Annotated in this window: 17 protein-coding genes and 1 tRNA gene; 7 read left to right on the top strand and 11 right to left on the bottom strand. The window is 39.1% G+C overall.

Annotated elements, in window-relative coordinates:
- Positions 1 to 2: 2 nt before the first annotated feature.
- The 4 genes from M9949_06320 (at position 3) to asnB (ending at position 5,869) form a co-directional block, all read left to right on the top strand.
- Positions 3 to 998, top strand: a complete 996-nt coding sequence (locus M9949_06320; GenBank protein MCO5251020.1) for an NAD(P)H-dependent glycerol-3-phosphate dehydrogenase — start codon at positions 3 to 5, stop codon at positions 996 to 998.
- A gap of 46 nt (positions 999 to 1,044) precedes the next feature.
- Positions 1,045 to 3,054: an OmpA family protein gene (locus M9949_06315; GenBank protein ID MCO5251019.1), complete on the top strand. Its 2,010-nt coding sequence runs from the start codon at positions 1,045 to 1,047 to the stop codon at positions 3,052 to 3,054.
- A 159-nt stretch (positions 3,055 to 3,213) separates the two neighbouring features.
- Positions 3,214 to 3,951: a pyridoxine 5'-phosphate synthase gene (locus tag M9949_06310; GenBank protein MCO5251018.1), complete on the top strand. Its 738-nt coding sequence runs from the start codon at positions 3,214 to 3,216 to the stop codon at positions 3,949 to 3,951.
- Between the two features lies 1 nt (position 3,952).
- Positions 3,953 to 5,869: an asparagine synthase (glutamine-hydrolyzing) gene (gene asnB, locus M9949_06305; protein MCO5251017.1), complete on the top strand. Its 1,917-nt coding sequence runs from the start codon at positions 3,953 to 3,955 to the stop codon at positions 5,867 to 5,869.
- Here asnB and M9949_06300 read toward each other — a convergent pair.
- A complete protein-coding gene (locus tag M9949_06300; GenBank protein ID MCO5251016.1) occupies positions 5,866 to 6,528 on the bottom strand; it encodes an outer membrane beta-barrel protein in 663 nt (220 codons plus the stop codon). The genes asnB and M9949_06300 overlap by 4 nt on opposite strands.
- 122 nt (positions 6,529 to 6,650) lie before the next feature.
- Here M9949_06300 and M9949_06295 point away from each other — a divergent pair, with 122 nt between their 5' ends.
- From M9949_06295 to M9949_06285, 3 genes are all read left to right on the top strand, one after another.
- Entirely contained in the window at positions 6,651 to 8,576 is a 1,926-nt protein-coding gene (locus M9949_06295; GenBank protein ID MCO5251015.1) for an OmpA family protein, read from the top strand.
- 106 nt (positions 8,577 to 8,682) lie between these two features.
- Positions 8,683 to 10,602: a 1-deoxy-D-xylulose-5-phosphate synthase gene (dxs, locus tag M9949_06290; GenBank protein MCO5251014.1), complete on the top strand. Its 1,920-nt coding sequence runs from the start codon at positions 8,683 to 8,685 to the stop codon at positions 10,600 to 10,602.
- 66 nt (positions 10,603 to 10,668) lie between these two features.
- Positions 10,669 to 10,741: transfer RNA gene (locus M9949_06285), tRNA-Lys, on the top strand.
- A 90-nt stretch (positions 10,742 to 10,831) separates the two neighbouring features.
- On the opposite strand, the gene M9949_06280 is transcribed toward M9949_06285, so the two are convergent.
- The 10 genes from M9949_06280 to M9949_06235 form a co-directional block, all read right to left on the bottom strand.
- Positions 10,832 to 10,996: a hypothetical protein gene (locus tag M9949_06280; protein ID MCO5251013.1), complete on the bottom strand. Its 165-nt coding sequence runs from the start codon at positions 10,994 to 10,996 to the stop codon at positions 10,832 to 10,834.
- A complete protein-coding gene (locus M9949_06275; GenBank protein ID MCO5251012.1) occupies positions 10,993 to 16,212 on the bottom strand; it encodes a phage tail tape measure protein in 5,220 nt (1,739 codons plus the stop codon). The genes M9949_06280 and M9949_06275 overlap by 4 nt, the downstream gene beginning before the upstream one ends.
- A 111-nt stretch (positions 16,213 to 16,323) precedes the next feature.
- A complete protein-coding gene (locus M9949_06270; protein MCO5251011.1) occupies positions 16,324 to 16,947 on the bottom strand; it encodes a hypothetical protein in 624 nt (207 codons plus the stop codon).
- Positions 16,947 to 17,453, bottom strand: a complete 507-nt coding sequence (locus tag M9949_06265) for a hypothetical protein (GenBank protein MCO5251010.1) — start codon at positions 17,451 to 17,453, stop codon at positions 16,947 to 16,949. Before M9949_06265 ends, M9949_06270 begins: the two co-directional genes overlap by 1 nt.
- Positions 17,453 to 17,857: a hypothetical protein gene (locus tag M9949_06260; protein ID MCO5251009.1), complete on the bottom strand. Its 405-nt coding sequence runs from the start codon at positions 17,855 to 17,857 to the stop codon at positions 17,453 to 17,455. Before M9949_06260 ends, M9949_06265 begins: the two co-directional genes overlap by 1 nt.
- On the bottom strand, positions 17,858 to 20,218 hold the full coding sequence (locus M9949_06255; protein MCO5251008.1) for a hypothetical protein: 2,361 nt from the start codon (positions 20,216 to 20,218) through the stop codon (positions 17,858 to 17,860). It abuts the gene before it with no gap.
- A 3-nt stretch (positions 20,219 to 20,221) separates the two neighbouring features.
- Positions 20,222 to 20,920 carry a hypothetical protein gene (locus tag M9949_06250; GenBank protein MCO5251007.1) on the bottom strand — a complete coding sequence of 233 codons (699 nt, stop codon included), beginning with the start codon at positions 20,918 to 20,920 and terminating at the stop codon, positions 20,222 to 20,224.
- Positions 20,921 to 20,962: 42 nt separating this feature from the next.
- Positions 20,963 to 21,985, bottom strand: a complete 1,023-nt coding sequence (locus M9949_06245) for a hypothetical protein (GenBank protein ID MCO5251006.1) — start codon at positions 21,983 to 21,985, stop codon at positions 20,963 to 20,965.
- Positions 21,982 to 22,413 carry a hypothetical protein gene (locus M9949_06240; protein MCO5251005.1) on the bottom strand — a complete coding sequence of 144 codons (432 nt, stop codon included), beginning with the start codon at positions 22,411 to 22,413 and terminating at the stop codon, positions 21,982 to 21,984. The genes M9949_06245 and M9949_06240 overlap by 4 nt, the downstream gene beginning before the upstream one ends.
- A 2-nt stretch (positions 22,414 to 22,415) precedes the next feature.
- Positions 22,416 to 22,844 carry a hypothetical protein gene (locus M9949_06235; protein MCO5251004.1) on the bottom strand — a complete coding sequence of 143 codons (429 nt, stop codon included), beginning with the start codon at positions 22,842 to 22,844 and terminating at the stop codon, positions 22,416 to 22,418.
- Positions 22,845 to 22,847 lie beyond the last annotated feature (3 nt).

Below are 22,847 nucleotides of genomic sequence, written 5' to 3'. Positions count from 1 at the left end.
CTATGAGAATAGGTATAATTGGTGCCGGTGGTTGGGGCACTGCTTTAGGCTTAGTGCTTAATCGAAACGGGCACGATGTTTTTCTGTGGACTCATGACCAAAATCTCGCACACATAATTAACCGATACCATGTCAATAAGGATTATCTCCCAAATGTAATTCTGCCCCAATCTCTTTCTTCTACAAATGATGCAAACAGATTATCAGGTTGCGATTTAATTCTGAATACTATCCCCACTCAATATATACGCACCACAATTAATGATTTCTCCTTACCAATACAGAATAAACCCATTGTTAATGGTTCTAAAGGGATTGAAACAGAATCTTTGAAACGAATTTCTGAAATTTTCAAAGAAGCTGCTTCAACTGACGCTGATAATTATACTATCTTGACCGGTCCGAGCCACGCTGAAGAAGTATCGAGGGAAATGCCCACAACTGTGGTAGCAGCATCGGAAAATATCGAATTTGCGAACAAGATTCAAGAAATTTTCAGCAATGATAAATTTCGAGTCTATTCCAGCAATGATGTCGTCGGATGCGAGATGGGCGGCTCGCTAAAAAATGTTATTGCATTAGCCGCCGGAATAATTGATGGTTTGGAGTTAGGGGATAACACGAAGGCTGCATTAATCACTCGCGGGCTCGCAGAAATGTCACGTCTTGGGATTGCTATGGGTGCTAATCCGCTTACCTTTTCAGGGCTTTCGGGCTTGGGAGACTTGATTGTAACTTGCAACAGTCAACACAGCCGTAATCGCTACGTTGGAGAGATGATTGGACGCGGGAAGAAGCTAAATCAAATCATCGAAGAAATGAAAATGATTGCCGAAGGTGTAAAAACTACAGAATCTGCTTATCATTTGGGAATTAAGCATCATGTAGAAATCCCAATTGCCGAACAAATTTATCGAATATTATTCAATGATGTTGAGCCGCTTGAAGCAATCAAAGAATTGATGACCCGAACTTCAAAAAACGAATGGTGGTGGTAGATTTCAGCTATCCAATAGTGAATATCATATCAACGTCATGAAGTCTATGCGAATAGTATCAATACTAATAACCATCTTCATGTTGTGTTCAGTATATGCACAAGCAAATGACTGTCAATGGGCAAGCCGTGTGGTTGATTTTTCTTACCAATACGGTAACCGTGAGTTTTCTCCCCGAGAAATTTTGGGCAAACCTTCCGTAATGCCCGATTTCGGCAAATCTCCCGCTGCATGGTTAGTAAAATACCCGTCGAGTAAGACTGAATGGATAAGACTTGAATTTGCAAATCCGATTTACATCAAACAAATCCTTGTAAACGAGAATTTCAATCCCGGAGCAATTGTCAGGATTATTCACTACGATTCGCTTGGTAGAGGACACCAAGTTTATAATAATAATTCTCCAATGCCAAAACAAAATGGCAAATCGCCCTCGAGGTTTTTCATTGATAAAGTAAATTTTCGAAGCAAAGAATTGAAAATAGAACTTAATTTATTTAACTATTTAGAAGATTATCAAATTGATGCTGTTGCGATTTCAAGCTCAATCGAGCCAATTCCAATTGAAGTAAATTTACCTGAAAATGCAACAACTATGCCGATTGTAAAGGAAAATTTAGGTCCAAATGTCAATTCAAAATGGCGTGAATTAGCCCCGATAATAAGTTCAGATGGCAATACTCTATTTTTTACTCGCGAAGGGCATCCCGACAATTTAGGAAGTCTGCGTCTTCAGGATATTTGGTATTCAAAGGCAGATAGCAACGGGAATTTTTCCTTGGCACAGAATATTGGTCCCCCAATAAATAATGAAAATTCTAATTTTTCTTTTGCGATATCACCTGATGGAAATGTCTTGTATTTGGGTCATATTTATTTACCCGACGGAAAAAATATTTCAGGATTCTCGAAAAGTGTATTCGATGGTTCAAACTGGTCAATGCCTGAATCAATGAATGTGCGTAATTATTATAATCGCTCCCGAAGTGGCAGCTTTAGTATATCCTCCGACGGTAAAACTATGCTTTTGGCTATTGAAAGAGACGACTCTTATGGCTACATGGATATTTATGTAAGTTTTCTGCTTGTTGACGGCACTTGGTCTGAACCGAAAAATCTGGGCAATACAATCAATACCGCTGCAGAGGAAGTATCTCCCTTCTTGGCGTCTGACGGGAAAACATTATATTTCTCGACGGGTGGGCATCCGGGCTATGGCGATAACGATATGTTCATTTCAAAGCGTTTGGACGATACATGGACAAATTGGACAGAGCCGACAAATCTTGGCTCCGAAATTAATACCCAAGGCTGGGATGCTTACTACACAATAAGTGCCGATGGGAAATATGCCTATTTCGTTTCAAGTGAAAATTCAATCGGAACCGAAGATATTTTCAGGCTTGAATTACCTGAGGAAATTACTCCTGAACCTGTTTATCTTATTCGTGGAAAAGTTTTAAATTCAAAAAATGAGCAACCCGTTTCTGCTTCGATTAAATATGAGACCTTGCCCGACGGAAACGAAGCAGGCTTTGCTACATCCAATGCCTTGACAGGCGATTATAGAATTGTATTGCCAAGCGGCAAGAAGTACGGATATTATGCCGTTGCAGATGGATTTGTAGCTGTAAATCAAAATTTGGATTTACGAGAAGTATTTGATTATGGAGAATTGAACGTTGATTTGTACTTAGTGCCTATCGAAAAGGGGCAGACAGTCCGAATTAATAATATATTCTTCGAGTTCGGCAAATACGAGCTACTCAATGATTCGTTTATCGAATTGAACAGACTCAAAGAGATTCTGAATAAAAATCCGCAAATGATGATACTTGTCAAAGGACATACCGACATTATCGGTAATGATGCCAGGAATCAATTACTATCGGAGAATAGGGCTAATTCTGTCAAACAGTATTTGATTGAAAATGGGATTGATGCCAATCGAATCAGAATTAGTGGCTTAGGAAGCGCAAGCCCAATCGCCGACAACAACACCGAAGAAGGCAGAGAGAAAAATCGCCGCGTTGAATTCGAAATTATTTCTGAGTAAGAATCAAATATTAGTTAATGGAACTCCTTGCAAATGGAAAATCATGAAATTGGAATTATTAAATTCAAAGTTTATTATGGGTGCCGACCTTATGGGTTGGCTCTTTTTTTATAAATTTATGCTTATTTTTGAAATTATACTTTAATGAGGTTCTAAAAAATGATGACTTTAAATATAAATATTGACCACGTCGCAACAGTCAGAAATGCACGAGGCGGAGTGGAACCGGACCCTGTTGCTGCAGCCATGATTGCCGAGTTAGCAGGTTGCCACGGCATTGTAGCCCATCTCCGAGAAGACCGCCGCCATATAAATGACCGCGATATTCGATTGCTCAAACAAGTCATCCAAACGAAATTCGATTTGGAAATGGCTGCCCACGATGACATTATCGAGATTGCACTCGATATTAAGCCCCAACTCGTGACGATTGTTCCCGAAAAACGAGAAGAATTGACAACCGAAGGCGGATTGAACCTCGCAGCAGAAATCACTCGTTACAAAGATTTGACATCGAAAATGCACGACAATGGCATCGAAGTCAGCTTTTTTGTCGAACCCGACAATGAACAAATTGACGCTTCGGTAGCTTGTGGCGCTGACATGGTCGAATTGCACACAGGAGTTTACGCAAATGCTCGAAGTGAAAAAGATATTGCCCGCGAATTAGCCAAAATTGATAAAGCTGCAAAATATGCCGTGACAAATGGTTTGAAAGTGGCTGCCGGACACGGTTTGAACTACCTGAATGTGCATCCCATCGCAAAAATTGCTACAATACACGAACTAAGCATCGGACATTCGATCATTTCCCGTGCTGTTTTCGTCGGATTGGATGCGGCTGTTCGTGAAATGTTAGCCGCGATGCGAAACGCCAAATTGCAAAGCGGTAAATAATATGTGCGGTATAGCCGGAGTTTTTGATACTAATTCCAATAGTTCCGTAAATCGTGATTTGCTCAAAAAAATGAGCGATGTCATCGCCCATCGCGGTCCCGATTCCGATGGTATGTATATTTCGGAAAGTAATCGCTGTGGCTTGAGTTTCCGCCGACTTGCCATCATAGATTTGAGCGATTCGGGCAATCAACCGATGACGACTCGCGATGGCAGATACACAATTGTATTCAACGGCGAAATCTACAATCACCGAATCGTCCGAGAAGAGTTGATTAAATCCGGTTTTAAATATAATTCGGAAACCGACACTGAGACAATTTTATACGGCTTTGAAAAATTTGGATTTGATATTATCGAAAAATTTGTCGGTATGTGGGCGTTTGCAATTTGGGATAATCAAGAACAAAAATTGTTTGCAAGCAGAGACAGAATCGGTATCAAGCCATTTTATTATTATTTCAAAAATGGAATTTTCATTTTTGGGTCAGAAATTAAATCAATTCTCGAGCATCCTGAAGTAAAGCGTGAATTTAATTTCGACGAATTGCCAAACTATCTGAATTATTCGATGAGTTCGTCGCATTCTACATTATTTCGGAATATTCACAAACTACCCGCAGCACATTGGCTGTCATTGGATAAAACCGGTGAATTGCAAATCAAACGCTATTGGTCGCCATTGCGAAATAAAATGCAACTTGGAACAATGTCTGAAGGCGACGTTCAGGAGAATATCATTACTTTGCTTCGCCAATCAATCAAAGACCGAATGATGAGCGATGTTCCATTCGGAGTTTTCCTGAGCGGCGGAATTGATTCGAGCGCTAATGTTGCGTTGATGTGCGAACTAATGGACCGCCCTGTGGACACATTCACAGTTGGTTTCAAGGATTTGCAGAAATACAATGAGTTGCAATATGCAAATCAAATAGCAGACTTGTTCAAAACCAATCACCATGAAATCCTGATTGACCAACGCGATTCTATTGAAGTTTTAGAAACTTTAGCTTGGCATGAGGACGAACCAAATGGTGACCCCGTTTGCATTCCGCTGTATTATTTGAGCAAATTGACCCGCCAAAGCGGCACTACCGTAATTCAGGTTGGCGAAGGAAGCGACGAACAATTTATCGGCTACGATTGGATGTTGCGCGATTATAACTTCCATAATTCATATTGGAAATTTTACACGGGATTGCCCACTTTCGCACGGAAACTGATTTATTCCGGCATGAAACCTATCCTACATGGAATGAATCAATATATTATTTCTGAATATTTTCGTCGCGGCACAAGTGGCGAGGAGCTTTATTGGAGCGGAGCATCAAGATTTTCGCCAACGATGCTCGAAAATTTATTGAACAAAAAATATCAGCACTTAGGTTCAATACCATATCAATTCGCCAAATCAATGCATGAATCTGCGATTGATGAAAATCCCAATTCAACTTACTTGCAACGAATGACATATTTGGAGCTTTATCACAGGCTTTCAGATATTTTATTGATGCGAGTTGATAAAATCACGATGGCTCACAGCCTCGAAGCGAGAGTGCCATTCTTAGACCACCGTTTGGTCGAATTCGCAATGAATTTGCCCGACAAAATGAAAGTTCCAAACCAAAGCGACACCAAAATTTTGCTGAAAAATGCCCTAAAAGGGATTTTGCCCGAGAATATCATTCATCGCAAAAAACAAGGTTTTGCCGCTCCGGTGAAAGAATGGTTGCGGAACGAATGGTATGATTATGCAAGAGACGAGATTATGAATTCATTTTTCGTCAAGGAAAAAGTTTTTGATAAAGTTTTTATTGAAAAATTATTTGTATTGCACAAAAGCGGAAAATTCAAACTTCACAATGAGATATTTTTGATATTGATGTTGTCAATATGGCATAAAAAATATTTCAGCTAAAATCTTAATCCAAGAATGATATTTAATGCAATGCGCTCCGGTTCGTTGGCAGTTCGCGCAATATAATTCAACTGAGAATAGTTAACTTCTAGAAATGTTATGAAAACATCTATTGGAATCTCAATTCCGGCTCCGACACTAAATCCGAGTCTCGATTGAGTATCAATCGCACTTAAGGGAACGTTTGAGTTGTATTTTTCATGGTCAATCGCTAAGGATATGAAATTATAAGCTAATGAAAAATCGGCATAAAAATCGCCGAAAGTCCTGATTAGATAATATTTGATGCCTGCTGCAATCGGAATCACGGTATTTTGCAGCCCAAAAATTGCCAAAGTATCATTTGTTGCTTCATTCATCAGCATTATTCGAGACTTTGGAAATTTGATGAATGAAAATCCACCGTAAAATATTGCGTTTTCAGACAAATCAATTCCAAGTTTGAACCCTAAAGAGTACCCTGGATTCATGTCGGGGTAAACGAACGTGCCCTTCGTTTGAGCTGAATCAAACAAGGTCAGAAATCCGTCCGAATTGATTCTGTTCGTTTGCTGTTCGGTGAGTGACATACCGCCATAAAACCAAAAAGATGTTTCTCGGGCATCCGACAAACTATGAATTGAGAGGGAAAAAAGCGATATGAGAAATATAAGTTTCATTTATGTTCTATCAAAGTTTTTAAAACGTTATTAGTTAAAATAAATTTCACACTTAAACATTTTTACGTTTACTACGTTATATTCTGAAATAAGTTACATTATTCAATTATGGGAGTTTTACAATGAAGAGATTCTTTTACGTGTTTCTTTTAATCGCCTTTGTTTTTACATCAAAGACTTTCTCGCAAGAAGACGAAATTCCTTTTAACATAGGCATATTCGGTGGTTTGAATTTTAATATGCACACACCTGATATGACATTTGGGGCTGTCAATGACCCAACAGCTACGATCCGTTACAAAGATAATCAAACAAGTCTCGGAGGGCATTTTGGACTTATAGCAAATATCCCGATTAATCATATGTTCATAATTACCGGAAGATTGGGATATAATATGGCTGGTGGCGAAATTGTGGACTCGACATCTTTTAATACTTGGACTACAAATTTAGATTATATAGAATTTACTCCGGGCGTACAAGTTCACAATTTAATATCAGGCACCGGATTGTATCTTCTTGGCGGTATCGAATTTGGTATCCCTTTGTCTGCATCAAGGACAGTAGATTATGATGATGGTGATATTGAAATCACCAACGTAGTTCCGGAAGCTGATATCCCTGACGCTACAACCAGAATAGCTTTGGCTTTGGGAGTTGGCTGGATGTTCGAGGTTTCCGATAATATATTTCTTTCACCGGAAATTTCGTTTAGATTACCATTTACTGAAGTTAGTGACAATGAAGCATACCAAACATGGGAAGTACCACAACTACGTTTGGGCTTGGCTTTGACTTTTGGTCTAAGCAAGCAACCTGATTATGTTGTTGAAGAAGAAGCTGACCAGTATTTAAATGTTGGTATGAACTCAGTAAAAGGCATTGACAGACAAGGTAACAAGAGCGATTTACGCAAAATTTCCTTAGAAGAAACGCAATACACTGAATTATTCCCACTTTTACCTTATGTATTCTTCAATGAAAATAGCGATGTTCCCGACCCGAAAACTCAAACTCTTGCAGGAAGTCGCGAAGCTGGTAACTTTACTACTGAAAGCCTCGAGCCTGATGCCTTGAAAATCAATTCGTCAACATTGGATATCGTCGGTTCGAGAATGAAAAAAGATAAAAATGCTTCAATCAAATTGGTTGGTACAATTGACAATGTTAACGAAAAAGCAGGCTCAGGTTTGGCTCAAAGACGTGCTGAATTTGTTAAAAATTACCTTGTTACAAATTATGGAATCGAAGCAAACAGAATCACTGTCGAAACAACAGGATTGCCTTCAAGACCATCATCATCACGCGACCCCGAAGGCGTTCAAGAAAATCGTCGTGTTGAAATCTACCCAATCAACACAAACTCGACTCTTCTTGACCCAATCATAATTGAAAGCGATAGACAACGCATTGCCGAACCTACAATCGTAGAATTTTCACCAAAAGTAGAATCAAGCAACGAAATTGGTGGTTGGGAACTCGAAGTCAAACAAGCAGGTAGAATTATCAAGAGATTGAGCGGACAAGGCAAAGTAGAAGATATTCAATGGGGAATCATGCCAAATGAATTGGCTGCATCCGAAATTCCGGTTGATTATACTTACCACGTTTGGGACAGCCAAGACAACAAGAAGACTATCAGCGGTTCGATACCGGTAGAATATTTCTCGATTACTCGTAAAAAATCTGAAGAACGCCCTGATAGAACAATTTCAAAATATTCGCTTGTAGTATTCGGATTTGACAGCCCGGAAGTCTCAGAATCTGACAAACGAATCGTAATGAACAACATCGTTCCGAATATTAAATTCAATTCAACTGTACAAATTTATGGCTATACAGACCGTATCGGCGATGAAAAGTACAATAAGGAATTGGCAGGAAAAAGAGCAGAAAGCGTATTGAAACTATTGCAATCTAAAGTTAGAGATGCAAAATACGAAACTTATGCAGTAGGTGAATCGGTTTTAGTTTACGATAATAACAAAACAGCCGGCAGACAATTAAGCCGTACTGTTCAAATTTACGTAATAACTCCGAAAAACTAAGGATTTTAGCTTTTAATTTGTGACGTAAAAGTATTTGTTGGTGAATTATATTATCAGCGGTGCTTTTACGTCACATTGTTTTATGTGAAATGTAAATCTAAATTTGATGACCGAACAAATAAACTACAAATATCTTAACGACATCAACTCTCCTTATGATTTGCGAAAGTTACCAAAGAATGCTTTGGGTGATGTTTCCAACGAAGTCAGAGATTTCATGATTGATACCATCACACGTGTTGGTGGACATTTTGGAGCCGGACTTGGCGTAGTCGAGTTGACTGTGGCTTTGCATTATGTATTCAATACTCCTGAAGATAAAATTGTTTTTGATACAGGTCATCAGGGCTATCCTCACAAAATATTAACCGGACGCCGCGAATTATTGCAAACCATCCGCCGTAAAGGTGGAATATCAGGGTTTTTGAAACGTAGTGAAAGCGAATTTGATGCTTTTGGTGCAGGTCATGCCAGCACAAGCATTTCAGCAGCATTAGGCATAGCCACAGCTCGCGATATTCAGGGTAAAGATTTCAAAGTCATTTCCGTTATTGGTGATGGCGCCATGACAGGTGGGCTTGCTTACGAAGCCATGAACAATTGTGGAGTCCAAAAACGCGACATGATTGTAATTCTAAACGATAATAATATTTCAATCGAACCAAACGTATCAGCCTTTTCAAATTATTTTAACGAATTTTTCGCATCTCCTGCTGTCAATTCCGTCCGCCAAGGAATTTGGGAAATGGCAGGGAGAATGGATAATCTCGGCGACCGCTTACGGAAATACGCATCGAGATTGGAAGATGGCGTCAAAGCAATTATCACTCCGGGCGTTTTATTCGAGACACTTGGATTCAATTACTTTGGTCCGATAAACGGCAACAATATCCAGAAAGTTATCAAAATGTTGCAACTGACCAAGGATTTGAAAGGACCCGTATTTTTGCATATTATCACCCAAAAAGGCAAAGGGTACGCACCTGCTGAAGCTGATTCGCAAAATCTTCATGCAATTGGCACAGTAGATAAGCTGACTGGCAAAGCATTAGCAAAAAAAACAACGGGCATACCCTCATATAGCGCTTTTTTCGGAAACGCAATGGCTGAAATCTGCAAAATGAACAAAAGTGTTGTCGGAATAACAGCCGCAATGGGGGAAGGCACAGGACTTGTCAAGATGGAAAAGGAATTCCCCGACAGATATTTCGATGTGGGCATAGCTGAAGGTCATGCAGTAACATTTGCCGCCGGAATGGCTTCTCAGGGATTAATACCGGTATGTGCAATTTATTCTTCATTTTTGCAACGAGCATTTGACCATTTGGTTCATGATTGTGCCATTCAAGGATTGCACGTAGTGTTCGCCATAGACCGCGCCGGATTAGTCGGTGCAGATGGCGCAACTCATCACGGAGTGCTCGATTTGACATATTTACGACCTGTTCAAAATATGGTCATAATGGCGCCCAAAGATGAACAAGAACTCAGAGATATGCTCTATTCCGCAGTTTTTGCATATACCCAAGGACCCGTAGCCATTAGATTTCCTCGTGGCGAAGGATTGGGAATCACACTGATGCCTATGCGAGAATTAACATTGGGCAAAGGCGAAATAGTCAAATCCGGAACCGATATAGCTATAATGGCTGTCGGTACAATGGTCAACGAAGCACTCAAAGCAGCAGAAATACTTTCCGAAACAGGAATCAGCTTAGAAGTTATCAACCCGCGCTTTGTCAAACCATTAGATGCCGAACTTATAAAATCTACATTCGAACGATTCGACCACGTCGTCACAATCGAAGATGGACAAGCAATGGGAGGCTTCGGCACAGCAATCGCAGAATTCATGGTCAATAACGATATCAACAACAAACATCTTCATATAATGGGCATCCCCGATAAATTCATCCACCATGCCACACAAGCCGAGTTACTCAGAGAATTGGCTTTAGACTCAGTCGGAATTGCTGAAAAGGTAAAAGAAATATCACAAATAATCAAATCAGCAATCTTTCATTAACATTTCTTTTTTCTATCTCGAAAATTATTATTATTTTTGTAGTCTGTAATGATTGAAAAATCATTCGACCTCGTAGCTCAGCCGGTAGAGCACTTGACTTTTAATCAAGTGGCCGCAGGTTCGAACCCTGCCGGGGTCACAAGTGAAAACCGAAAAGCCTTGATACATCTGTGTCGAGGCTTTTTTCGTAGTGGTCGTGTGCAAAATGCGTGCAAAATGATTTTAAAAGTCAGTCATATTTCAACTCTTTTATCATTTTTTCGGTTTCATCCATCAAAGTTTTTCTTAATGTGATTTTGCCGTCGTTTTGATTCTTCTCAAGGCTCTTAATTAATCGCTTTCGCAATATCTTATTATTAAGTAAATAAACACCATCTGCTTTAATTATTGTCATGATATAGTTGTTCTCCTTTTTCGGCGATTATTTTCACGATTTACTTCATCAGTTACAGTTTGTGAATTCAAATATACATCAAAATCCAGACTTTCAACAACATTAATTAATTGATCCATCTTCCGGATTAACATTTCATTTCCTGATTTCGATGCTTCGCTTATCAACGCTTGTAGCTGAGGATTATTTAACACGATTTCCGGGTTATTACTCCCTGCATCGCCCACAAGTGCCAACTCAGGTTTGGTCAAAAACCCACTACCTCCTGCATAAGAACGAATTTTTAGCTCTTGTTGACCGTATTGTTGTAAATATTCATCTGCATCTGTTACTTCGGTCTGATAATCAACTTGTATTTTCATCATTTTTGACATTTCCGACAATAATTTAATTGTTTTATCAGGCGACAATTGAGTGTTTAAGGATTTTTCGAGGGAATTAACTCCTTCATTAATTCGAGAAAGTCCTTTATTTACTATTTCGAGTTGTCTTAGGTGCTTTTCTACAGTTACATCTGTCTCCATTAAACCCATAATAGCAGTTAAATCTAAATTATTCGCCATTTTTTGCATTTCTTGCGAGAAATCTGATGATAACAACTTAACTGCATTCATTAAATGATGCTCTTGTTGGCGAACGGCTTCTGTTACAATCAACCAAAGATGGTCATCGCGTAATATCCATTCAGTATCGTCCCCCGGACGTCCTTGAGATGCATCACCCACGATTGCTACAGTTGGACTATCCACGCGCCCACCGGTATGAAAACTACTGAGTGCAGATAATGCCGGTCCTAAAATGGTATTCATAGCAGCGGTAACCAACCCTTTAATCATAGGAATTGTCAATACAGCCCAAAATCCGGTCGTGGATGTAAACAAAGAATCAATTATTAGTTTTGAGACGGCAGCACTTGCCGCTGCTTTCAAAATACCACCCATATTTGCCAACATTGTCCTGGCGGAATCTTTCATTGCTTCTCCGCCATCGAAAAGATTGACGAAAATATCGCCAATACTTCCTTGCAACGCTTCAGCAGATGCCAATAAAATATCTCCCTTCTCAGCAATTACCTTATCCATCCCTTCTAATTTCGCTCTTTGGGCTTCAATGGCTTTTGTATCTGTTGGGTCTATAGCATTAAGTATAGCCTGTTCCCGTGCTCTTTGTTCATTTAGTAAAGCTAAATCATGTTGTCTCTGAGCTTCAATCTCTGCACCTCTTGCGGCATCCTGAATCGCCTTTTTATTATTTTGATGCTCTCTTTCTAAATCTTCCTTGCGTTTATTATACTCAACTTCTGTAATGATTTCAGCTTCCTTCATCTCCTCCAATTTCTCGATTTGATTTTTATGTCTGACATCAGAAATTCTGTCGAGTGCGCCGGATGATGAGCCGATAATTGCTTTATTTAATTCAAGTTCAGCCTGTTTACGCTTTTCAATCAACTGCATTTCTTCATGATGCTGTGTTTGCAAGTCCTGCATACGTTTTGTGCGTATGGCTTTTTCTTCAGAATTAATCTCCTTTCTACCGTCTAACTCTGTTTTTTTCAAATCAACTAACTTGCTTTTACGGTCCTTAATTTCGGATTCGATTTCAGCACGACGTTCGGCTGTCAGTTGATTTTCTCCTTTTTCAGAGCCTAATTCCGATAATAAAGCATCAATAGTTTTTTGTTCTTCAACAATAGTGCTTGTAATTTTAGATTGACTTTCTTTTAATTTAGCAACTAAATCCTCTGGAAGTTTAATTCCGAGTTCGATCTCATAACGCAACTCAGATAATGCCAATTCGTCGAGTTTTTTTACGAATTCTTCATCTTCCAATTTAGCTTTTAAATTTAGCTCAATATCCTTATTCTTTTCTTTGGAAATGGAGTTGTTGAGCTGAGTAATTTGGTCATTTATGCCATCAATTACGTCTGATTTTTTCTCATCTTTACCAAGTTTAATTCCTACATCAACCACAACACCATTCGCATCGAGTTTGAGTTTGTAAATTTCTTGAAGAACATCCTTCTCTTGTTGCAAAGCCTTTATCGCATCTTTTTGTGCTGCAATATCATCAATTATTGTTTTTTCACGACCCGATTCCAAGCGTGAAGTTTCAGCAATTATACGCTTTTGCTCAAGCGCGTTAGTGATGCTTTTCTTTTCTGTGTCGAATAGTTTTTTTGCATTCTGAAGATTTGTTGCTGTTGTTTTGGCTCGTTGACCTTCGAGGATTCCTAAGTCTTTTTTAGCTTGTTTTTCGAGTTCAGTCAAAAACAACACTTCTTTGTTCGCTGCTTTGCCGGCAATCAATTCATTTTTTCTCTTTTCTTCGTATTCTTCACGCGTAATCTCGTTATTTTTAAGCTGTCTTGCCAACTCAGCCAACGCGCTTATTGCTTCACTTTGTCCTTTTTTGGCTTTATTCATGGCTTCCGAGAACGATTCCCCAAGGCTTTTAACTGCTTCGCCAGTGCCTTCCACTTCGGCAGTAAATGCGCCTTGTTGGGTTTTAGCATCAACGATACTTGCACTATTGAGCCCAAGTTGTTTGCCGATTTTCTCAGTTGCATCACTTGTCAGCAAACCTGCTTTAGCTCCTTTGGTAAATGAATCTACCATAGAATCACGCGTTGCTTGAATTCCATCTTTTAACTCAATTACTTTTTTATTTTGCAGAGCAAACGCATCCTTATTGCCGGCTGCATATAATTTTTTAGCTTCTGCTTCAGCTTCTTTTAGTTTTTGAGTCTGGTCTGCAAGTCTATCGGATTGAGTTGTCAAGCCTTGTGTATATGCTGCTTGGTCATCAAGTTGTTGCTGTTTGTATGCTTTTTCTCGCTCCTCAGCAAGTTCTTTTGTTTTATCAATGTTGATATCGTAAACCTTTACAAGATTACCCGATTCATCAGTAATCCTTCTGAAGTTTTCTCTTGCTTCAGGTACGATTTTGCCGATTGCATCAGCCGTTTGTTTAGCTTTTTCTTCGAGCATTTGAAGTTGATTACGCTCATCTTCTGTCAAATCTGATTCAGGCTTCGCCTGCAAAGTTTTGATTTGCAAAGTAGTGTCTTGATAATTTTCAATTAAAGTATCAATACCTTCAATTTCCTGAATTTTCGCATTGATTTTGATGCCGTCAGCAAATTTATCTTCTAATGCTTTTGTTATATCTTCAAATTTAGCATCTCGCAACGACTCATTTGCGCCGTCAAGTATCGCTTTACCGGCATTGCTGCCCATATTGCCGAATTCTTTAACTGCTTCGCCAATGTTGCCTGAAAAAATTGCTTTAATTATATTCGAAACTGAACCGGTGACAGATTTTATCCCTGCAACAAAGCCGTCTATTGTTGCTTTCATCAAAGTTAGTTGATTGGTCACAAAATCGAATGCGACACCCAAAGCATTAATCACGTCTTCAACAGTTATTGCTTCTCCAGACATGCCTGTGAAAGCTTCCACGATGCCGGAAATTACATCAATCACTAACCTAAACGGCAGAACCATACCTTCGAAAATTGCTGCCCCATATGAAAGAAATATATCGCCTACTCTCTTTAAAATATCCCACAGCCGAGTGAAACCATACTCCGCCACTTCCCAAACACCATTTATCAGGTTTCGGAATCCCTCAACATTGTTATAAAGATACAAGAAAAGTGCACCAAGGGCCACAACAGCCGCAATAACTGCTACTATAGGAGCCAATGCTGTCATCCAAGCTGCCGATGTTGCAGTTCCACTTGCTGCACCTGCCGCACCTGCCGCACCAAAAGAAGTTGACGCTGAGGTCCCAAAGGTAGCAAGTCCTGGTATTAAGTTTGTTATTGATGTAGAGAAACTTTTTATTGCAGGCAAAGTTTTATTATTTAATGTTTTCTGAAAATCCTTAATACCCTCAGTCATCTCCGCTTTTGATGGCAGGAGTTGACTAAAACCTGCAAACGACGCAATTGCCGGTCCGATTTGAGAGAAAGTATTTATAGCTGTTACGGCTCCGGTGCCAATTGTATCGAAAACTTGAGAAAAACCTGCTTGAATTTTATTAAGGAATATCTTGGTTTTAACATCAATACTTTGGGCTGCAACATCATACGCTTCGGTTGAAACCCCTTTTTCAATCTCCTCGCGTACACTTGCTAATGTTTGAGTAGCACGTTCTGCATTCTTTCCTGTCAATAAGGCAGCAGCAGATCCGGCTTCCATAGAGCCAAACAGAAGATTGAACGGTTTGCCCTGAGCAGTTGCCGATTTTTCGAGTTCTTGCAATGTAGCAATTAGACCTTGATTTGAGAGTTTTTCTTGCATATCTTGAGCTGACAAACCAAGCTTTTTCATAAACGCTTCCAATTGTCCTGTAGGTTTTTGCAATTCTATAAGAGCAGAGCGGATTTGAGTAGTTGCTTGTGCTGTTGGAACACCCAAAGCAGTCATTTGAGCAACAGACGCCACAACCTCATCAAACTTTACATCCGCAGCACTTGCCGCAGGTATTACATTTGCTAATGAAGCATTCAATTCATTGAACGTTGTTTTACCCAACTTAATCGCAGCGAAGAAGCCGTCTGAAACTCCAGATACTTCCGATGCTTTTAGTCCATAAGCATTCAGAACGCTTGTTAAGCCATTCACAGCCTGTTCAGTTGTAGCCACACCTGCAACAGCAACTTTAGCGGCTGTTTCGGTGAACTTTATAATTTCTTGATTTGTTCCTGATATACCTGCCGATACTGCTTGATAAACACCTAAGGCAATGTTGGCTGCACTATCTGGTACGGTTTTGCTCAATTGGGTAGCTAATGATGCAAACTCTTCGAAATTCTTTACACCCAAGGTGCCGATATTTTTAACTTGCTTGTCAAGCTCTACGAAAGGTTGTACGAATTTGTCAAGAGCTCCAACGACCATATTAACAGACTGCGCCATTTGATTGAATTGAAACGCTTTACTTAGCAATGTACCATTCTTTCTTGCTTTTTCCAGTCCATCTGCTAAACCGTCAGCTTCTTCTCCTGCCTTTTTTGCTTTATCGCCGAGTAAATCATAGCTTTGTTTTATAGAATTCATCTCACTTTTGATTTTATCTACATCAAGCAAAGAAACGGTCTCGCCGAATGCGCCAAGTGATGACCGTAATTGGGTTAATAAAACGTTGAATTGCTTGATAACTGCCTCAAGGTCAACATCTGCTTTTAATTTAATACTAAGTTCCTGCGCCATACTCTACTGCCTTTTCTTCAAGTGCCTGTTCAATAATTTCAATAAATTCGATAACCGGGTATTTTAGAATTTCGTTTCTCCTTACCCCCTCAAATTTGGCTGCTAACCAAACTATTCTCCAATTGTAGGGTTCTCGTTGCTCTCTGGAGAAATATTCTTTTGAGTAATACTCTCTGTGGAGTTCTTCTCTGGTTTTATAGACATATTTTGAGCTGCCGACAGAATCCCCGACATCATTTCCGACATGTTTCCCCCCAACGACCCTTCGAGATTTTTGAATTCTTTCATTATGTTTAGCGATTGCAGCATTATATCTGCCGACTGCGTCATCAATTCGACGGATTGCAGCCCCGCTTTCTGAAAAAAATCCGACTGACACTCCATTAACTTTGTGAAGTTGTCATAACCAGTCAATCGTTCAGCAAATTTGTTAGATGCTGCGTTATATGGGTCATAAGGTTCTAAATTTCCCTCATCATCAACCTTGATAATGATAGCCCCGAATGCCAATCGTTCGCTTTCGCGCTTGACAAGAACTTCAAGTTCATCATTTTGCTTAGGTGATTGAGCATAATCCTTTGTACTTAGATGAAACAGCTTTCTTGCACTCAATATGCGGTCAATTGAGAGCTTCTCAAAATCGTATATAAACTTGTCAAATACAGGTTCATCTGCTGAATTTTTTACAGCTTTACCTTGTTTATTGGTTCGAATCACTTGGAATTCATGAGTCATTAACTTGCTCCTGTTTGTATTACTAAAATTCCACCCGCAACCGTATCGAAAGCATCTATACTTAGCAATGCTCTGAGATTCAGGGTGAGTTTAGGCGATATGCCTGATTGTTTAATATTCCATTTTAACTGATAATTTGTAAATGTCAGAGGCGGATCAAGCTCAAAACCGAGAGGATGTATCCAAATTTCACCTGGGTTTAGCTGTCCTGGATTGTTTTTTAATTTAAGATTGAAATTCGTAACTTTTTGCTTATTGCAATCGTTTAAAAATGTGTACATATCGCCATAATTATTTTGCACTACGATTGCGGATGCCGTAAGTTCTACCAACTGAATATCTTCACCACCTGAATCGTTTTCTTCAGTTATAAAGTCAATACTAAAAGCACTCCCGGCTTCAAGAGTGCCAAAAGTATAATCATTACCATTCGCAAAACTGATTTGGAGTGTTTGGATTGGAATGATTTTCCATTTTTGCCAGTCATTATATGTTGTTGATGCCATTAGTCAGGCTCTTTTTGTATTAGATTTAAAGTAACTTTTTTCAATTGTTTATGCTTTTGAATAATTTCGTATGGCATATTACCGTTTTCTTCAAGAACTACTCGAACAGCTTCGGTTTCCCAGTCAGTATTTGTCAAGTTATATTGCCATGCCATGGCGCCGTAGAATGCTATCAAGAAAGTCATTTTTGCAGATAGCATTAAATCAATTGGAGTTAATGTTATGGCAATGGAATTGCTCCTCTTAGCAACGAGATGATTATATGGAATGTCTCGCAGGTCTCGACCACTTATCCGAGTTGTAGAATATATGTCCTCGATTTTCGAAGGCTTGAATTCGACAGCAGAACTCCAAGATATTTCGCCGTCAACAAAATTGCCGTATTTTAAAAAGATTGAATTCATTTAAGCCTCAACCGGAATAGGGTGATAAATCCATTGTTGCGGAAATCCTTCGAATATTTTGATTGTTTTAAATCCTACATAAACTCCAATTATCGCATAAAGATGCTCTTGCACAGTTGGTACAGTCAAAGGAATGTTGGATATGTTGATACCTACGTCGTTTTTACGCAAGAACATAAGAGTATTTATCGGCAAATCCGGAAATGATTCATCGCTGATTTCGCCTTCTGTTTTGATTTGAATATACTCGTCTGTTATACCATCAACGAGCGCAAGACCTGCGAGATTTTGGCAATGCGCGGCGATTGGTAAGGCTTTAGTGTAAGTGCCGTCTGAAAGTCTTGCAACTACTTCCAATTTCGTGACTGCCGCATTCAGGAGAATTAATTGATAACCACTATTTGCAACAATATTTGGAGGTGAATACTCCACTACAACGCCATCAGTTGACAAAACAGGCGTCTCCGGGTTTGAAAAAGAGTATTTTTGAGCAGAATGAAGAAGCAATTCGATACTTTTTGTTGCGAATTTCCACTTTATTTGGGTTATTTTCCACCAATGATTGTCAAGAAATAGCTTATTATGGAGTTTATGGTTCTTCCAGATAGGCGATACACCACTTGAATTGATTGATAGAGTATGAAAGCCCGGCAATTCTAACGTATATTCGTAAAATTGTGCGTCGTAATCGAAACCGTACAAATAGTTTAAGAAATCTGCAAGTCTATGGAACGTTAAGTCTTCAGCACCGTTCTTAATTGACATTGCAGCTGCCGGAGTGTAGTAATGCTCGGATTCATTCTCGTCTAAAGCATCATATTTGTCAACATAAAGGTAAATTGCGGTATGAACGCCAAAAGTTTCCTGTCCAGAATTTCGAGATGAAAAGTAACCATCGGCAGAAGAAACAAAATAATGATTATGGGGCAGCCCCGCTGCTATATCAATTCCTCTATCGATTGCTTTGTATATGAATGCAACAGTTGGTGATATTGTCAATAATAGAGTATTCGTGTTTTCAAAGCTTTGATTTTCATGAAATTTAGATTTGATGTAAACAGGTGAATCTCCGGTGTTGTTTTTGTCATAATAATCATAACCCTCAAGTGCGTTGTAATTGGCTTTGCCTAAATACTTCTTGTCGCTAATTTCGTCACCTGAAGGTTGCAATTTTCCGGATAAAGAAGTCTTTAGATAAACCACATCGCCAACATTTTCACTCCGGTTTTCAAATGATATTCGTAACTCTGTGCTTGTAGCCCAATAAGCTTTAGTAAAGAGTCCAAAATTTTGAGCTAACGAACTAATTAAATCAAAAAACGTTTTAATTTTGTTGAATCGAAAGTCATTTGATAAACTGGGTTGTGGCTCTCCAAGTATCTTCTTTACTAAACCATAACTAATAAATGGAGATTCTTTGAGATACGCCGCGGTCTCAGAATTTTGCGGTATTCCAACTACATCTACTGCAAAAGTAAGTGGTTTGCCGTCAGGATTAATTTTTAATCTATTGAAATCATCGTTATGTACCTCAAAGGGGACATAATTAGGGTTCCCAGGCGTTAAAACATAGCGAGTTGATGAACCGTATGCAGTACGGCGATTCCATCTTGCAGGATGCCAATTACCGTCTAATTCGACAGAATCAAATTTGATAGATATTGTTCCATCGCCCGTGTTAAAAATTGCTTCTTCCAAATTATCGGCATATTTTCTTAGTACTTCATTTAGGTTTACCAATTGATATACTCTTACATCGTATATACTTGGCGATGAACTGAAATCGGCATAACCTTTCCCGTTTATCACATTCGCAGCTTCCCAAGAGCTATCGAAGCCCGGAATAGCAGGAGTTTCTCTGCCTTCCGTCAATTCTGTTACAGTAAATGCACCAAAAACGCTTTCTCGATACGGCGAAACTTTGAAATTCAACTTTCTTTTAGGATTTGGCGAAGCATTAAAATGGGCACCATGCCATATTAAATCTTCAGCTTCAATCTCTCTTTGAGCAGTACCATGGAATAACAAATTTACAGTAGTGTTATCATCGAAGAAAACACCGATAAATCGTCGAACCTCATTACTCTCAGCTTCTTTCATAAATTGTACGAAGTCAGAATCAGCAACTGTTTCAATGAGAAGGTCGCTGATTATCATCGTGAGCTCATTCTCTTCGAAACCACCGTTCTTTCCCTTGATGCTCTGCTGAATACCGTCCAACTCTATAACATTTACAGCAGTCAATGTTTCAGCGTAGAGACCTTCAAAAGCATCGGAAACAACAACAATAATCTCAGTTGGACCGAAATCATTTTCAGTCCAACTGTAAGATTGTTTATATGAAGTTATTATCTCCGGCATTAATTAAACCAACTTCGTAACAACTTTGCCTGCCAATAATCGAGTCCAATCCGTGCCGTCAATTTCAGTAATTGTACGAGCAGTTTCATTTGTTGGTTGGATTGTATTACCGGCTCCTGTAGCAATCGAGTTATAGTCCGTATGGTCAATATCAGGTGTTCCCGGAACTGTTTCTTTGATAGTAAATGTCGCAATACCGATGATTGTGAAATCAATTGTATGCGGTCCTGCCTGTGGATTGTCTTTGAAATCGGTTACTTTGCCGAGAATGAACTCGTATCCTGCAATCAATCCTGTTTCAGAATCTCTTCCAATTTCGCGAGAAGCGATTACAGGTGTACCGTTTTCGTATGCTGTAATTACAGTAGAACGTTGAGCAGGTGATGCCATTACGCTCGCTTCGAATTTGTTTTGATTGTCTGCTCCGGCATCTTCGGAAATAACGCTGCCGTCAAGTATGTTATAATTTTTCGAGCCGTCCAGAACAGAATATTGATTCTTGTTTGCTCCTTCTGTAGTATGATATTTTGGACTTTCATCACCGGATGAAGTACCTGCAAAAGCCGGAAGTACTTTCACGGCGTTTAGAAAATCAACTTTCGATCCAAGCGATGCGATTTCAATTGCTTGACCTGCGCTAAAAACACCGGGTACAAGTCTTAAAAATGTGGGTTCTCCGTATAGCAAAGGAATAGCTGGCATAATAATTCTCCTTGTAAATAATTAAAAATAAATTGCTAAATGCTAATATATTCGTTTTAAAATAATGCGTGTGAAAGGGCGAACGTCAATAATACCCGTCGCTCCCGTTGCTTTATGCTGTAATTTGATTGTGCTTGTTGCGTTACCACCGTAAATGATGCCGTCGAAATGAAAAATATAATGGTGCATCCCGGTAAACGCATTCTTTGTCTCGTGAAAATAATTGGACTGTGCTAACATATTATGCCAATGGTCTTCACCTCCGTCGTATTCTGCTACACCGAACATGCTACGGCTTCCTCGCATCTCATTTATAGTTTCACTTGATGAAAACCTCCCCCAATAAGCCACCATGTCCGTCTCTGTGGTCAATTTCACATCTACTATCAACTTAAACTCATAAAGCTCAAGCGGTCCAATTTCAAACTGTATATTGTTGTCATCATACCAAATATTGTCTTTTGCAAGTATTTGATTGCTTGGTTTGAAATGATATTTATTATCAGACAAACCTACCCATCGCCATCCTTGCCAGAAATAGAAGCCACTACCGAGCCTAACAATCCGCCCTGCATCGTCCATTGTCAAGCCTGACGGCAAAGTTTCAACAGCCTCTAAAAGTGCGTTATGAAGTTGCATATTGTTCACATTGAACTTGTCTCCACTAAACAATATCTCACTTTCGGATTGTGGTTCTGCAAGATTTCTGCTTTTTATTTCTATGCCACAACTTTCAATACCTTCCAATGGTCTTTGTACTTCTACTTTTAATTTCGCGCTACTGTAGCTGTTTTCTAAATCCAACCCTAAATCTTCGGGGATTTGACCACGCAATTGCAAAGATGCACCCACGTAATTATCTTCAGCGTCCATGTCGGTGGTAAGGTTCGTTTCTTTGTATGTCTCAGCTATTGTTACCGTAATAGCACTTGTTGCTTCTAATTCATCACCTGAATTGAATCTTAAGGTTTGACCGTCTGTTCCTGATGGTGCACCTGTAGCAGGGTCAAGAAACAACGGTTTGCCTGTTTCTGGATTTACAGCTTGTATTTTTGGTACGCTCATATTCTATCGTAATGATGATTTAACAAAACGTTATCAATTTCTTGTATAGTGCTAGCATTTTGAATAAGCTCTCTTAGTCGGTAAAATTCCTGTCTATACCTATCAATTCGTTTAGTGATATACAAGCAACGTTCGGGGGTGTAAAGTCCTAAACCTGCATTGATTTGTTGGTGTATTGGAATCTTGCATAATTCAAAACTCATTTGCGAAGCTCTTTTTATTGCGAATGTTTTTTTATCCGTAATCTTAATGCTATCCTGCATTTCGTTCCAAATGGTATTGCATTCCATAAAACTTGGATAATGCTTTATACCTAAGTCTTGACAGATTTCTTCAAAATCGAAGTAGTTTATTGCCGGAATATCCGAAGGTATTTCGCTCTCCGGATGCAATATATTCCATTTTTCTATGACAAGTTTTAAGGTCATGATTAACTGATTCCCAAGTATTTGTGGCTATCAACTATGGTGTTAATTTCATCTATTGTTTGTGCGTTTTCAATTGCTTGTTTCAGTCGGTAAAATTCATTTCGGAATCTGTCACATACTGAAGCAATTTCATTTTTTTCAGCTTCAGTATAAAGCCCTAATGGCACGTTCATTAGCTTGTAATCATCATAAATTCTTCGCCTTAGCTCGAAACTCATTTCGCTTACTTTGGCAATACAAGAAACTTTGTATTCATTCAAGTCTATAACTTGAACTGCCAATCCCAGATTTAGAATTTCATCAATTGTTGCTGTCGGATTTTGAAGATAGAAATTAGTTTCTTCTACACTCAATTTTTGATAATTGTAAAGAATGGAATCCAACTCTTCTTCAAAGGTGATTATTTTCTTATCAATAATGTAACAAACCATTTT

This window comes from Candidatus Kapaibacterium sp., from assembly GCA_023957315.1.
Lineage (GTDB): Bacteria > Bacteroidota > Ignavibacteria > Kapaibacteriales > UBA2268 > PGYU01.
Note: the sequence above shows the minus strand (reverse complement) of the source record. Positions and strands in the feature narration are given on the sequence as shown.